This window comes from Paenibacillus sp. CFBP 13594 (assembly GCF_014842675.1).
Classification (GTDB): domain Bacteria; phylum Bacillota; class Bacilli; order Paenibacillales; family Paenibacillaceae; genus Paenibacillus; species Paenibacillus amylolyticus_B.
Genome location: NZ_JACYVQ010000006.1, coordinates 301,209 through 316,045 on the forward strand (window position 1 = coordinate 301,209; position 14,837 = coordinate 316,045).

11 protein-coding genes are annotated in these 14,837 nt (G+C 46.3%); 6 read left to right on the forward strand and 5 right to left on the reverse strand.

Annotated elements, in window-relative coordinates; all coding sequences use genetic code 11:
• Nucleotides 1-578 precede the first annotated feature (578 nt).
• Together IFU39_RS20685 and odhB are read left to right on the forward strand one after the other, a co-directional pair.
• Nucleotides 579-3,452, forward strand: coding sequence for a 2-oxoglutarate dehydrogenase E1 component (locus IFU39_RS20685; RefSeq protein WP_192134628.1), 2,874 nt, complete (start codon nucleotides 579-581; stop codon nucleotides 3,450-3,452).
• Nucleotides 3,453-3,457: 5 nt separating this feature from the next.
• Complete coding sequence (odhB, locus tag IFU39_RS20690; protein ID WP_105597930.1) at nucleotides 3,458-4,726, forward strand: 2-oxoglutarate dehydrogenase complex dihydrolipoyllysine-residue succinyltransferase; 1,269 nt, start codon at nucleotides 3,458-3,460, stop codon at nucleotides 4,724-4,726.
• Between the two features lie 134 nt (nucleotides 4,727-4,860).
• On the opposite strand, the gene IFU39_RS20695 is transcribed toward odhB, so the two are convergent.
• From IFU39_RS20695 to IFU39_RS20710, 4 genes are all read right to left on the reverse strand, one after another.
• On the reverse strand, nucleotides 4,861-5,841 hold the full coding sequence (locus tag IFU39_RS20695; RefSeq protein ID WP_192134630.1) for an alpha/beta fold hydrolase: 981 nt from the start codon (nucleotides 5,839-5,841) through the stop codon (nucleotides 4,861-4,863).
• Nucleotides 5,842-5,882: 41 nt separating this feature from the next.
• Complete coding sequence (locus tag IFU39_RS20700) at nucleotides 5,883-6,860, reverse strand: type I phosphomannose isomerase catalytic subunit (RefSeq protein WP_192134632.1); 978 nt, start codon at nucleotides 6,858-6,860, stop codon at nucleotides 5,883-5,885.
• A 189-nt stretch (nucleotides 6,861-7,049) separates the two neighbouring features.
• Nucleotides 7,050-7,634, reverse strand: coding sequence for a class I SAM-dependent methyltransferase (locus IFU39_RS20705; protein WP_192134635.1), 585 nt, complete (start codon nucleotides 7,632-7,634; stop codon nucleotides 7,050-7,052).
• Nucleotides 7,635-8,588 (reverse strand): TIGR01212 family radical SAM protein, encoded by a 954-nt coding sequence (locus tag IFU39_RS20710; protein WP_192134637.1) that lies wholly within the window; start codon nucleotides 8,586-8,588, stop codon nucleotides 7,635-7,637.
• 439 nt (nucleotides 8,589-9,027) lie between these two features.
• Between IFU39_RS20710 and IFU39_RS20715 the strand changes: the two genes are divergently transcribed.
• Together IFU39_RS20715 and trmB are read left to right on the forward strand one after the other, a co-directional pair.
• Nucleotides 9,028-9,228, forward strand: coding sequence for a hypothetical protein (locus tag IFU39_RS20715; RefSeq protein WP_105597935.1), 201 nt, complete (start codon nucleotides 9,028-9,030; stop codon nucleotides 9,226-9,228).
• A 152-nt stretch (nucleotides 9,229-9,380) separates the two neighbouring features.
• Nucleotides 9,381-10,136: a tRNA (guanosine(46)-N7)-methyltransferase TrmB gene (gene trmB / locus IFU39_RS20720; protein ID WP_076252463.1), complete on the forward strand. Its 756-nt coding sequence runs from the start codon at nucleotides 9,381-9,383 to the stop codon at nucleotides 10,134-10,136.
• A gap of 128 nt (nucleotides 10,137-10,264) precedes the next feature.
• Here the strand turns inward: trmB and IFU39_RS20725 are convergent, their stop codons facing one another.
• Nucleotides 10,265-12,517, reverse strand: coding sequence for an AraC family transcriptional regulator (locus IFU39_RS20725; protein ID WP_192134639.1), 2,253 nt, complete (start codon nucleotides 12,515-12,517; stop codon nucleotides 10,265-10,267).
• 408 nt (nucleotides 12,518-12,925) lie between these two features.
• Here IFU39_RS20725 and IFU39_RS20730 point away from each other — a divergent pair, with 408 nt between their 5' ends.
• Nucleotides 12,926-13,831: an ABC transporter permease gene (locus IFU39_RS20730; RefSeq protein ID WP_017689672.1), complete on the forward strand. Its 906-nt coding sequence runs from the start codon at nucleotides 12,926-12,928 to the stop codon at nucleotides 13,829-13,831.
• Between the two features lie 96 nt (nucleotides 13,832-13,927).
• A complete protein-coding gene (locus IFU39_RS20735) occupies nucleotides 13,928-14,791 on the forward strand; it encodes a carbohydrate ABC transporter permease (protein WP_370511436.1) in 864 nt (287 codons plus the stop codon).
• The last annotated feature ends 46 nt before the right edge of the window (nucleotides 14,792-14,837 follow it).

A 14,837-nucleotide genomic window follows, 5' to 3' on the forward strand; every position in this document is an offset into this window, starting at 1 on the left:
CGGATAATTTATGTCTGGGCGAGCTTTTTTCAGTTGGTCTCCTCAAGAAAACCCCAATTATTTGTTGAATGTGATGTCAATTGGTTAATGTTTAACTGGACGGTTTGTTTTTGAACATAATGGACCACAATTTAATTAAGGAGGTAAATGGGAGATCGTATGCCTATTTTGTTGTAATTAAGCGTTCGTTGTTCTATCCAAATTGCTCGATTTATTCGATTCATCTAATTTATGCATCAATTGAACTAAAAATAGGAAATGCTCCTGAGCGTAAAAGTTTATAGAATAGATATTAGAACATGGACTTCACTTGAAGAAGAGGAGAAAGTGTAACCTTCGAACGGATCAGGACAGTATTCGACATCTGTGCGACGGTATATACAATCATTGTTTTACTTTGATTTTGAAAACGCAGACAAACCTTGACGGGAGCGTCGGACTAACGTTACTACCACCAACAGCACGATTATTGGACTTCATGAAAAATTTAGCTTAAAATGTTGAACGAACGCAAATTACGGCTTAGTCAATGATTTCCGTCAAAAACTTATGACTAAATCAAGACGGAGGGAACGTCGATGACGATCGTGGAAGGCAACAAGAAGCCCTGGGAAAGTTACTATGGCCCCAATATGGGATACGTACAGGAACAATATGAATTATTTGCTCAAGATCCTGGTTCGGTTACACCGGCCTATCGGGAACTATTTGAACAATGGGGTGCACCGCCGATGTCTGGCAGGGATGCACGCACAACCTCGAATTCCGGCAACGCCCAATCGGCTTCCGGAAGCGTAGACATTCAATTATTACAGAAAGCGGTTACAGCAGGTAAGCTGGTATGGAATATCCGTACGTATGGTCATCTTGCTGCAGACATAGATCCGCTTGGAATCAGTGAAGATACAGATACATCTTTGCTGGAACCTCAGCATTTTGAATTAAACGAAGAAGATCTGAAAGCTTTGCCTGCTTCCCTGATCTGGGAAGGTGCAGATGGGCAGACAGCAACCGGATGGGATGCAATCCAACGCTTGCGTCAGATTTACACTGGACCCATGGCTTATGAATTCAGTCATGTACACGAAGTTCAAGAACGTGAGTGGTTGAATCGCCGTGCGGAGTCCCGGACTTCACCAGCTCCGCTTATGCCGAAAGAACGTAAGGCTTTGCTGGAACGTTTGGTTGAAGTTGAACAATTTGAAGATTATCTTCACAAAACATTTGTTGGACAGAAACGTTTCTCCATCGAAGGTAATGATGTGCTTGTACCGATGTTGGACGAAGCGGTCCGCATCATGGCAGAAGCGGGATCAAGCCACATTCTGATGGGTATGGCCCACCGTGGACGGTTAAACGTACTTGCCCATGTATTGGGCAAACCGTACAGCAAAATTTTCTCTGAATTCCATCATGCTCCGAACAAAGACCTGGTTCCATCGGAAGGTTCGACGGGAATCAACTACGGTTGGACGGGGGATGTCAAATATCATATGGGTGCCAACCGTTTTGTAAAAGACGGGGAAACTGTGCAGGCCCGCCTTACTCTGGCGAATAACCCGAGCCATCTGGAATACGTCAATCCGGTTGTACAGGGTTTTGCACGTGCGGCTCAGGATGACCGTCGTGACCCTGGATATCCGAAGCAGGATGTAACGAAGGCAGCTACCATTTTGATGCACGGTGATGCTGCATTCCCTGGAGAAGGGATCGTTGCGGAGACGCTTAACTTCAAAGCTCTGCCAGGATATCAGAATGGCGGAACCATCCATATTATCGTCAACAATCGTCTGGGTTTCACTACAGATAGCGGTGATTCCCGTTCAACATACTACGCAAGTGACCTTGCTAAAGGGTACGAAATTCCGATTGTACACGTGAATGCGGACAATCCGGAAGCTTGTATTGCAGCCATTCGTATGGCAGCAGAGTATCGCAATCGTTTCAAAAAGGATTTCCTGATCGACTTGATCGGTTACCGTCGTTACGGCCATAATGAAACCGATGATCCCGAAACAACTCAACCTATCGTTTATGACAAGGTGAAAAACCATCCAACGGTAAGCCACTTGTATCAGGATCAGTTGAAGCAGGAATCGGTTATCGATGATGCGTCCATCACGAGCATTCGCGATGGAGTAACGAACAAATTAAAAGAAGCTTATGACCAGATGAAGAAAAATGAAGTACATGAATATTATCAACGGAAAATCAGTGAGCCGGAAACTGTTACGATTACTCCGACAGCGGTACCACTGGAGAATCTGCGCAGCATTAATGCCGATCTGCTGAAATGGCCTGAGAACTTCAACGTGTATCCGAAGTTACAGCGGATTTTGCAACGCCGGAGCACTTCCTTGAATGAAGGGGAGAAAGTGGATTGGAGCCTTGCGGAGACACTTGCATTCGCAACCATTCTCGCTGATGGCAAACCGATTCGGATTAGTGGACAGGATGCCGAGCGTGCTACATTCGCTCATCGGAATCTGGTGTTGCATGATTCGGAGAATGGAGCAAAGTTCTGCCCTTTACATCACTTGCCACAGGCAAGAGCATCCTTTGCAATCTATAACAGTCCGTTGTCTGAAGAATCCGTTGTTGGATTCGAATACGGATATAACGTATATTCACCCGATACACTGGTTATCTGGGAAGCTCAATTCGGTGACTTTGCCAACTGCGCACAGGTTATATTCGACCAGTTTGTATCATCCGGCCGCGCCAAGTGGTCTCAGAAGTCCAGTTTGGTGATGTTGTTGCCACATGCGAATGAGGGTCAAGGACCTGAGCATACAAGTGCTCGTCTGGAACGCTTCCTTCAGTTGTGTGCAGAAGACAACATGACGGTTGCTAACTTGTCAAGTGCATCTCAGTACTTCCACTTGTTGCGTCGTCAAGCTTCGTTGACTGAAACAGAAGATGCCCGTCCACTTGTGATGATGTCACCGAAAAGTCTCATTCGGAATCCGCGTGTTGCATCACCGGCAGTGGAATTCAGTGAAGGCAAGTTTGAGCTTGTGCTGGAGCAAGCTGGACTTGGGACACAGCCGGATCGCGTAGAGCGCATTATTTTGTGCAGTGGCAAGATTGCCATCGACTTGGAAGATGCTTTTGAAAAAGATAAAGCAGATTGGTCATGGCTTCACATCATTCGAGTGGAACAACTGTATCCGTTCCCGGCAGAAGAGATCAAACGTATACTTGCACGTTTCAGCAATGTAAAAGAACTGGTATGGGTGCAGGAAGAAAACAAAAACATGGGTGCCTGGACATACATGGAGCCTCGTCTTCGTGAAGTTGCCCCGGAAGGCACAACCGTTAGATACGAAGGTCGCCCGGAACACGCAAGTCCTTCCAGCGGTTATCAGCTTGTGCATAGTATGGAACAGCAACAGATTATTACATCTGCGTTGAAACAAACGACGAAGAATAATATTCCACTGGGGAGGTAACAGCTGTGAGTGAAATTAAAGTACCTGCAATGGGTGAGTCAATAACTGAGGGAACTGTATCCAGATGGATGGTTAAAGAAGGGGATACCGTTAATCAGGGTGATGTGCTTCTTGAACTGGAAACGGATAAAGTAAATATTGAGATCAGCGCAGAAGAAAGTGGCGTGCTGGAGAAGATCATTCGTCAGGAAGGAGAGACGGTAGAGATCGGTGAAACGATCGGTACACTCTCAGCTGGTTCTGGAGGAGGAAGCGGTGCACCCGCTTCCGAACCAGTAGCTGAAGAGAAAAAGGCCGTTACTCCTGCACCTGAAGCTCCAACACCACCAGCACCTGTTGCGGCAGCACCGGAGTCATCCGATAGTGCCAAGACGGCTTCGCCGTCTGCCCGTAAGCTTGCACGTGAACGTGGTATCGAGTTAGATCAGGTTCAGAGCAAAGATCCAATTGGGCGGGTATACCAGGATGATGTGAAGAGCCATAACAATCAGGCGCCTGCTCCTGCTGCTCCACCTGCGAGTAAAGCTCCTGCAGCACCAAGTGCTCCGGCAGCTGGAAGTTCTACCTATACCAAACCAGTGGAGCGTCAGCGGATGTCTCGCCGCCGTGCGACCATTGCCAAACGTCTGGTAGAGGCTCAGCAGACAGCAGCCATGTTGACTACGTTTAATGAAGTTGATATGACTGCGATCATGGATGTACGTAAACGCCGTAAGGACAAGTTCAAAGAGAAACATGAGATTAACCTGGGCTTCATGTCCTTCTTCACCAAAGCGGTTGTGGGGGCTCTGAAAAAATTCCCTACAATTAACGCAGAGATTGATGGCGAAGATGTTGTGCTCAAAAAGTATTATGATATCGGCATCGCCGTATCTGCGAAGGAAGGACTGGTTGTACCGGTTGTACGTGATGCTGATCGTTTGGGCTTTGCCGAGATCGAGAAGAGCATTGCGGACCTGGCATCCAAAGCTCGTTCCAACACACTGGCGTTATCTGATCTGCAAGGTGGAACGTTCACCATCACCAATGGTGGAACATTTGGTTCCTTGTTGTCAACGCCAATTCTGAATACACCTCAAGTGGGTATTCTGGGGATGCATAAGATCCAGCTTCGTCCAGTGGCGATTGATGCAGAGCGGATGGAGAACCGTCCAATGATGTACATCGCGCTGTCCTACGATCACCGGATTATCGACGGAAGTGAAGCTGTTCGTTTCCTCGTGACCGTGAAGGAACTGCTGGAAGACCCGGAATCTCTGTTAATTGAAGGTTAATCCATAAAGCTTGGTTATAGCTATTATTCATATCGCTTAACAAGAAAACCCCTGAACTGGAGCGCAGCGTGAGCTGCACATCCGATCCAGGGGTTTCTTTTGCTGTTGCTCATGGTATGTTGCCTTCGACTCTATTAGATAGAGTCAGCCGTCTCAGTAGGGTTCATCGGGCTAGGGTGTGTATTCGAGCCAGGGGTATTCCGCTCTAGCCAGTTCACAACATGCTGAGCCACTTCTGTTCGGTTGATCTCATGCAGCATTTCATGGCGTCCATCCGGATACAGGCGATACTCAATATTCTCCAGCTGAAGCTTCTTATACTGCGAGACCAGATTAAGAACGCCTTTGCCATGAAGTCCGACAGGGTCCTTCTCACCTGAGAACAGGTATACGGGTTTGTGTTTGGGTATGCGCTCCATATTGTGTGGAAGATGGACTTCAAGCAGCAATTTGAAGAAGTCGCGGAAAAAGCCTGCTGTACAGACTGCTCCGCACAGGGGATCATCAATGAATCGCTGAACCTCTTGGGAGTCCCGGGACAACCAATCAAACGGTGTCGCGGCAGGACGGAAAGAGCGGTTAAATCCACCAAACACAATCGCGTTGAGCAGCATGCTGGGATGAGTAGCCCCCTGAATACCACATTGCAAAAAGGCGAGCTTCTCTCCAAACCGGAGCAGACCGCGTCTGCCGTTTGTACCGGATAAAATAAAGGCGTGGTACTGCTCATGACCAGCGTACATGAGATGTTGTACCAAGAATGAGCCCATGCTATGTCCCATTAGAAACAGGGGCACCCCAGGATTCTCCTTGGCGGCTACTTCGCCGAGATTGATCATATCACTCGCCATCCAGCGGAAGGCATCGATACCAGCATTACCAAGCAATTTGGCATTCTCCACGGTTTTGCCATGACCCCGATGGTCATTGGCATAAACCGCATAGCCATTTTGGGTAAGAATGTCGGCAAATTCGGCGTATCGGGCTGCCGTCTCGCCCATGCCATGTGCAATTTGCACTACACCTTTAACGTTGCATTCCGGATCGGGAAGCCAGCGGTACACATGAATACGGGTACCTTCACTAGCGACCAAGGCAAAGGTAGATTCCTGCATCTCGTGTAATTCCTCCTTCACAGGTTACATATAAGCTTGATTTATGGCAGATAAGAGCGAAGCACAGTGGTATTTCCATCTAATGTGTAAGAACCCAGGTTGGCTGGCAAGAGATAACATTGTCCAGCTTTCAATTCAATGCTGTCTGATTCAGCATGTGCCCACTCCAGAGTTCCTTCTCCTTCACAGACAACGAGAATCGTGAAGCTGTCAGGATTGGTGGAGAGTTCCCAACGTTTATTCACAACCCCTTTTTCAACTACAAAATAAGGGCATTCCGCAAGCTTGAGCCATTCACCAGGAGTAGCGTTATTTGTTTTCATCGTTGAGGCACCTGCGCCCTCATAGGCGGTGACATTTAATGAGTCTTCAACATGCAACTCACGTGGTTTGCCATCCAGCCCTGGACGATTATAATCGTATATCCGGTACGTCGTATCCGAGTTTTGCTGAATCTCAGCGACAACGACACCTGCACAGAGCGCATGCACTGTTCCAGCAGGGATAAAGAACGTATCACCAGCTTCTACAGGCACCTGACGAAGGGTATCCATCACCGTGCCGTTTTCCAATGCTTCTTTTAATGTTGCCCGATCAACGCCTTCATTCAACCCGTAGATGATGTGTGCGCCCGGTTTTGCGTCGAGTACATACCACATTTCTGTTTTGCCAAGCTCGCCAGGAGGCAGTGCCTCATACTCGTCTGTTGGATGAACCTGAACAGACAGGTCATCGTTGCAGTCAAGCAGCTTAATCAGAAGGGGGAAACGGCCGCCTTTTTCGGAAACGCCTTTGGTTCCAAGCCATTTGGTGCCCAGTTGTTCACGAACTTCATCCAGACCCTTGCCAGCAAGTGCTCCATTTAATACCTTGGTTGTACCGTTTGGATGATCCGCAATCATCCATCCTTCTCCGATATGTCCTTCAGGGGGCGTAAGGCCGAATTGCTCCAGCGCACGACCGCCCCACACACGTTCTTTGAATTCAGGTTGGAATTGTAATGGGTATGGCGTAGACATCAGTAATCTCTCCTCTAGTATATGAAGTGGTGGATCGCTTTAATCAGTCATGGGCATGTAGTCGCCATGAGCAAACAAGTGAATACGTTTGCATATGTAGATGTAGAACACAGATCGCAGTAAGAAAAAGCCGTTAATAGCTCGCCTTGCGATTGTGTCTAGTTTATTGTATTTGGTGAACAAAGGAAATTATTTTTTCTCGATTCCGATCAGAAAAGGAGAAGTTTCTCGCTGCAATTGGCGATACATCACAACCTGTGCCTGTTCCACCGGCAGGGCAGAGGACCATTCCAATACGGCTGATGCTTCCTGTGCGCCTCCGTCATGACCGGGGTAAAGCACAACCGTAATGATTCCGCGAGGACGTAATAAAGTGAGTGCAGCCTCGAGTGCAGCGATCGTGCTGTCAGTCTCGGTGATGATGGAGGAATCTGCACTTTCTGAAGGCAGGTACCCCAGATTGAACATGACTGCACCAACCGCACCAGGCCATGACTCAGGCACCGCTTCTGTCATTCGATCATGGCTTAGTTGAAGCATGGAAATGGAGCCAAGCTTGGCTTCGTCGGTTTGTTTTCGAATCCGGGCCTGTGCCAGTGTGAGGGCTTCACTTTGAATATCGAATCCAATGACTTGACCACGCCTGCCAACTTGTTGTGCCAAAAATAGTGTGTCTGCTCCTGTACCCACCGTTGCATCTATGGCCAGATCACCTGGCTGCAGACGGGAAGCGATCCACTGATGAGCACAGCTGAGAACTGAAAGAAAGCCCATCTATGCTCGCCTCCAATACTTACCTTGCCATGAATCCCGCTCAACCAGCTCGCGATCAATGGAGTTCAACACTTCCCATTTGTTCATGGACCACATTGGTCCAATCAGCAGATCACGCGGTGCGTCGCCTGTAAGACGGTGTACGATCATTTCCGGTGGAAGCATCTCCAGTGTATCTACGATCAGTTTGATGTACTCATCCTGTTCCAGAAAACGTAAAAGTCCGGCTTCGTATTGCTTCACCATCGGTGTTTTGCGCATGAGATGTAACAGGTGAATCTTGATTCCCTGTACATCCATATTGGCAACTGCCCGTCCAGTGTCCAGCATCATCTCATGTGTCTCTTGAGGCAGACCATATATGATATGTGTACACACTCGTATATTCCGTTTGCGCAGTTTCTCAACCGCTTCTTCGTAACACTTCGTGTCGTGCGCCCGATTAATCAATGTTGATGTGGAATCATGGATCGTTTGAAGTCCCATCTCAACCCACAGATAGGTGCGTTTGTTCAGTTCAGCCAAATAATCAACAACGTCATCTGGCAAACAATCCGGGCGAGTGGCGATGGACAAACCAACAACACCGGGTTGCTCAAGAATTTCTTCAAAATATTCGCGCAGCTCCTCAACTGGAGCATACGTGTTCGTATAGGCTTGGAAGTAGCCAATATAATGGGCTGTAGGCCATTTGAGGTGCTGTTTATCTCGAATTGTATTAAACTGGGTGACCAGATCTTCACGTCTGCTGCCAGCAAAATCGCCTGATCCACGCGCACTGCAGAAGGTGCAACCACCTTTGGCGATGGAACCGTCGCGGTTGGGACAGGTGAATCCAGCATCCAGCATCACTTTGAAAACCTTATTGTTAAATTGATCACGCATCTCATAATTCCAGGTATGGAATCGTTTATCTCCCCACAACATAGGGGACTGTAATGCAGGTGCATTCATCTTCAGGGTACTCCTTTGGCTGTCGAATTACAGTAATCATACGTGAACAAAAGAAGAAGCGCTATGCGATTTCCGTCATAGACGATGGATAGCGATTATAGGGGTCTTCATGAACTTTAGCATTTTGCATTATTCGATTTGAATCGCTCACGGGTACAAGATATGGACAGGAAAAATCATCCTGATCCATATCTTGCTGATTGGAAGACGCTTATGGTATTTATGCAAAATGCTCACTTTATCATTGTATCAAAAAACTAAAAAAAAAGGGAATCGAAACGCAAAAATAGGCCGTAAAATCAAGGTTTTCTCCTTGCTATAGTTTACACATTGTGTTATATTTAAATCAGCGTCAGACACCATCTAGTGGGTATTATTCATCATAGCATTTGAATCAAGATTGACGTCATGGACCATACTATACCGTGAGGTGATATGAATGAATTCCCAAGTTAAAAACAATGAATTGAATCGTGTGTCTGTTGAATTGACGGCAGAAGAAGCACTGGCTTTAACAGGTGTTCGTTTTAATGGAAATCCGAAAGTGAAAGCGGCTGCAAGACAAAAAGTTCGCGATGCTTTCGAAAAGACATTTGATTTTTCACACCAAGATAAGGTAGACTATGAACTACTAAAGTAGTTGGACCCCAATTCCAAATAAATCGAAGAGGGAATCTTTGAGATTTGCCCAAAGTGGCAGATCCGAAGATTCCCTTTTCATTGCTCTTTACAATTTGCCAGTTCTTCGGCAAAATAAGTCTGAGACAAGTATGGGACAAACGGAGGAATAAAATGCGTTTACGTGGCAGAAAAGGGATAAGAGAAAATCTGGAGCAACAAGTTGATCTTGTTGTACTGGACCCCAAGCAACATAAAGGAAAATGGTCTGAACTGTTTGGCAATGACCATCCGATCTTCGTGGAATTTGGTATGGGTAAAGGTCAATTTATCAGCCAAATGAGTTATAAATATCCGGAATTTAATTTCATCGGTATTGATATGTATGATGAACTGGTGCGTCGTGCCAGTGAGAAAGCTCGTAATGCGTGGAGTCAGGCTGATGTGGAGACACCCCCTAACCTGAAGCTTGCGCTGGCAAATATTGAACAGATCGAGGAAGTTTTTGAGCCGGAAGAACTGGAACGTATCTATTTGAACTTCAGCGATCCGTGGCCAAAAGCAAAGCATGCACGTCGTCGGTTGACGCACCCGCGCTTCCTGAAGAAATACACGGAATTGCTTAATCCCAAAGGTCAGATTCATTTCAAAACCGATTCGGAGACGCTGTTTGATTTCTCACTCAATGCCATTGCCGATTTCGGCCTGCAAATGACCAATATTTCTTTGAATCTGCATCGCGATGGACTAAACGAAGAACATGTGATGACCGAGTACGAGCAGAAATTCATGGGCAAAGGTATGAACATTCACCGGGTTGAAGTGATTGTTGGTGAAGAGGCCCTGCGTGAGTATCAGCAGACACGCCTGGACAAGTATAAAGTTCGTGAAGCTTCGGATGAGTCCGGCGAAGATCAGGAACAGGAATAAATCGAAATCTAACTTAAACTTATCAAAGAAGAGCGACACATGAGGTGAATGATTCATTCTCATAGGTCGCTCTTTTTTTGCATTAACAACAATGTGCAATGCTCCATAAACTCAAGCCTGGTATGATTTCAAAAGTTCTCTGAATGAAACTCTTTGCGACGATAATCGTTTGGTGTAACACCATTGAACTTTTTGAACATGCGATAGAAGTATGAACTGTTGGTGAATCCAGTTCTCTCGGCAATGTCGGCAACGGAGTTCTCCGTTTCCACCAGCAGATGCTGGGCCTTGGCTATGCGGGTTTCGTTAATCACGTCCGTGAGCCCTTTCAGGGTGAGCTGTTTGTAGAGCCTGCTTACATAGATGGGCGACATGTTAAGCTCATCTGCGATAGAAGTTAGACATAGATTGGGGTCCGCATAGTCCCGCTCAATAATGCCATTGATTTTACGAATCAACTCTTCGTGCTTCAGTGTACGTTTCTCCTCGACTTTGGAACCAAGCTCATCAAACATCCGATAGAAGTGTTCATGTACTTCACTGATGTCTTCAGCGTCTTTGACAGGCAGCATTAGACCATCCGAGACTGAATCAAGCGTGAGTTGATTATTCTTCTTGAGGGTATTTCGTACATGGTTCAGTGTCATCGTCAGATGGGATAAGGCTAGCTGGAAGACGGTAAATGGATATGCGGCTGTTTCGCCGACGATATCTGCATAGACTTGTTTGGCTTCTCGCGTCTTGCCTGTCATTAGATGGTCGACAAGCTGTCTTTCCTTACCTGCTGGGAAGGCGTACTCCTTGGCGTGATAAGCCATGATGTCAGAGGTATAGATCAGACAGCCCGGTCCCATGAACAAACGATGTAGTGAGGCTTCGGCTGATCTGGTGTAGGATGCAATACTGTCTTCCAATGAATCTTCTTCCGTGCCGATCGTACAGGAGATAGAGCATTTCAAATGGGTCATTACAGCAGCCTGCATCATGCGCAGCAGCTCCTCGATCGGATGATGAGCAGGTTGCCCAAGTTCATGGTTTTCCGCTTTTTCATTGAAGATGAGTGTGATCAGATCACCGCCCATGTCCACAGCTTCTGCATTATAGTGGAGATTGGCTGTCTCGGTGCAGATGTTCATCATGGCGTATTTTACAAGCTGGGTCTCATCACGATACGTTTCGCAGAATTCGGTAAAATGGTCAATACGCAGCAATACCAGTCTGGATGCATGCTGAACATCAATGGAGGAACCGTAGAACTTCATCCGTTCTTCCAGCATACCTCCAGTTACTGTTTCGCGGCCCTGTAGGGCCCCTCGTAGAAAATCCTGCCGTAACAAATGAAGACTGCCACGTCGCTCAGCTTCCATCACACGTAAACGAACAAGCACCTTGTCAATAGGGTGATATAGTTTTCGGGAAACAAGGTAAGAGAGCAGTAAGCCTGCGAAGAGAAGTCCAACACAAAACAGAACGGTATGTGTGCGCATACTCCGTATATCTGAGGTAATCAGATCATAAGGTGTTATTCTCACATAACGCCAACCCAGGTCATCGGGAGCGGTATAGGTGATGAGAGATTTTTCTCCGTCGACCTTCTCGGTAAAGTAAGCTGACTGCTCCGTATCCTGCATAATTGGCTTCATAAAAGCTTCGCTGGAAAGATTTTTCATCAATGCACGGTCGCCAAAGTCAGATAAAAGGTCTCCATTCTCATTTACAATAAAGGTTTTGCCTGGTTGATCCACAGCATTCATATTCGGACTGAGCCAATCATCCTTGATATTAACGATGACAGCATAGTTTAGCTTTGCGTTATCATTAATCGTGTCATAACAGAGATAGGTGTAGCTGTTAACCTCTGTTGCTTCGGTAGAGCCGACCTGATATGTACGCGGGATGGGCACAAAAGGTTTATAGTCATGGAAGCGTTGGAGGATGCTTGTAATCCCCTGATCATCGATCTCCGAGATGGACTGCTGCCCATTGCGCACGTTGGAACTGATATAGAATTCATTACTTTTGGAGTTATATACATAGATGGATTCGATAAAGGGAAGGGACATACGGTAGTTGTCTAGCTGCTCCATCGCCGATGTGATCTCATAGATATTTGGTTTGGAATAAAGCAGTAATGAAGAGATGGTGTAGTCCTGATAGATCTGATATGACAATGATTTTGCAGTCTCGGTCATTTTCGCCACTTCACGGCTGGTTTGAGTAAGACTGTTCATATCTGTACGATACACCTGACGAAGAGCAATCCGATTATAGTTGACGTACAAAATAGTAGAAGCCACAAGTAAGGTAGCGACGGTACTGATAATAATGCCGATCAGAATTCGTGTGAAGACCTTCTGACTGTCCTCTGAACGTTTACGCATTCATCTTCCCCCTCGAACCTCCTGTTTTGGGTGAACAACATAGAATTTCATATACATAAGTGGGGCTTCATACATGGATGAGCAGAAGAGCAAGAGTAACTTGAATTATATATTATGTATGCGTTTACATCAATGCTGGACAGGCCATTTTGCCTGTTTTCTCTACATAAAGTTCAACTTTCGCTGGATTGTTCACTAGGTGTAGCCTATGCACGATATCAACATTTGTGAACGGATGTGTGTGGATGTCTGTTCATTTCATGGTTCGTTCATTTTGTTCATAGTTCATTTCGCAGAATCGTTCATTTTCTGAAGGGAAGCTTCAGTATCCGTGAGTGAAGAGAGCATCTACAATAAAAAGAGAGCTCCACCACGCAGCACCGCAAGAAATTCGGGAGGGATCGAGCCATGCTCAAAGAATTGAACAAAAACAAAATCATGTTTCTGATGCTGTTGCCCACGCTGATCTTTTTTCTGATTAACTCGTATTTTCCGATGGTCGGCATCTATTATGCGTTCACCCGGTATGATTTTGAAGGCGGATTATTTGGTAGTCCATTTGTCGGTCTGGAGAACTTTAAGTTCCTGTGGCAATCCGGAATGCTGCTGAAGCTCACAACCAACACTGTGGGTTACAATCTCGCCTTCATTATATTAGGAAACGGTCTGGCGATCTTCTGTGCGATCATGCTTAGCGAAATCCGGGGCAGGTTATTCAAAAAAATCACGCAATCCGTCATGTTCTTGCCGTATTTCATCTCATTTGTACTATTAAGTGTAATCGCTTACAACATGTTTAACTACGAGTCGGGTTTTGTGAACACGGTGCTCAAACGTTTTGAGGCCGGTCCGGTCGATATTTATAACACACCCTGGATCTGGGTGTTCCTGATCATCATCTTTTATCTGTGGAAAAATCTTGGATACAGCATGGTCATCTATCTGGCCGCCATAACGGGGATCAGTGACGAGTACTATGAGGCTGCCCGAATCGACGGAGCCAATATATTTCAGCGGATCTGGTACATTACGGTACCAATGTTGAAGCCAACCTTTGTCATCCTATTGTTGTTCTCGCTCGGCAGCATCATGAAGGGACAGTTTGACCTGTTCTATCAACTGATTGGCAACAACGGGGTGCTATACAACGCTACAGATATTATTGATACGTATGTTTATCGTTCTCTGAAAGTAACGTTTGATATCGGGATGGCAACGGCTGCTGGTCTCTATCAATCGTTGTTTGGATTCATTTTGATCATGACCGTCAACTATATTATCCGCAAAGTAAATGAGGACTACGCCTTGTTCTAGAACGCCCGCAGGGCAGGAGGGAGAACGATCATGAACACGCCAATGAATACTCACACGCGTACGAATACGCGTCTCAGAGATTCGGAATTCACTTTCATGTTTCAACTGATTTCCTACAGCTTCATCATCATTTTATCCATCATGTGCTTGCTACCGTTTCTGCTGATCCTATCCGGTTCATTCAGCAGCAACGAGTCCATTGTGAGGGATGGTTATCACCTCTTTCCAACGGACTTTTCCCTGGAAGGTTACAAAATGGTGTTCAAATTCCCGACTCAGGTACTCAAAGCTTATGGGGTAACGGTCTTTACAACGGTGGTGGGGACTACGCTAGGGCTGTTCCTCATCACGATGGCCGGATTTGTGCTCCAGCGTAAGGACTTTAAATATCGGAATACGTTCTCGTTTTTTATCTACTTCACAACCCTGTTCGGTGGGGGACTTGTGCCTTGGTACATTATGCTGGCGAACTACTTCAATCTCACAGATACGTACACCGTACTTATTTTCCCGGGGTTGATGACGCCATTCCTCATTATCCTGATGAAAAACTTCATTCGCTCGGCAGTGCCGGATGAATTGATTGAGTCCGCCAAAATTGATGGAGCGAATGACTTCCGCATCTATTTCAGCATTGTGTTGAAACTGGCGATGCCTGGTATCGCCACCGTAGGTCTGTTCCTGGCACTGGGTTACTGGAATGACTGGTTTACCTCATCCCTCTTCATTAACAACCCGGATATGTACCAACTGCAATTTTATCTCTACAACACGATGAACACGATTACATTCATTGACCAGATGGCGATTGGCACAGGAATCACACTCAGTCAGGATGTGCCTACGGAATCAACCAAGATGGCAATGGCTATCGTTGTAACGGGACCGATTTTGTTCCTGTATCCGTTTGTACAACGTTATTTTGTCAAAGGACTCACCATTGGTGCAGTGAAAGGTTAGAACGCGAACACGCTGTGGGTGTCAGGCCATTGACATCATTTCCGGT

Coding starts and splice junctions, on each gene's coding strand:
- IFU39_RS20710 (WP_192134637.1), bottom strand. CDS start 8,588: ATGAATGCACCTGCATTACAGTCCCCTATGTTGTGGGGAGATAAACGA.
- IFU39_RS20735 (WP_370511436.1), top strand. CDS start 13,928: ATGTTTCAACTGATTTCCTACAGCTTCATCATCATTTTATCCATCATG.
- IFU39_RS20695 (WP_192134630.1), bottom strand. CDS start 5,841: ATGCAGGAATCTACCTTTGCCTTGGTCGCTAGTGAAGGTACCCGTATT.
- IFU39_RS20715 (WP_105597935.1), top strand. CDS start 9,028: ATGAATTCCCAAGTTAAAAACAATGAATTGAATCGTGTGTCTGTTGAA.
- IFU39_RS20705 (WP_192134635.1), bottom strand. CDS start 7,634: ATGGGCTTTCTTTCAGTTCTCAGCTGTGCTCATCAGTGGATCGCTTCC.
- IFU39_RS20700 (WP_192134632.1), bottom strand. CDS start 6,860: ATGTCTACGCCATACCCATTACAATTCCAACCTGAATTCAAAGAACGT.
- IFU39_RS20725 (WP_192134639.1), bottom strand. CDS start 12,517: ATGCGTAAACGTTCAGAGGACAGTCAGAAGGTCTTCACACGAATTCTG.
- trmB (WP_076252463.1), top strand. CDS start 9,381: ATGCGTTTACGTGGCAGAAAAGGGATAAGAGAAAATCTGGAGCAACAA.
- IFU39_RS20685 (WP_192134628.1), top strand. CDS start 579: ATGACGATCGTGGAAGGCAACAAGAAGCCCTGGGAAAGTTACTATGGC.
- IFU39_RS20730 (WP_017689672.1), top strand. CDS start 12,926: ATGCTCAAAGAATTGAACAAAAACAAAATCATGTTTCTGATGCTGTTG.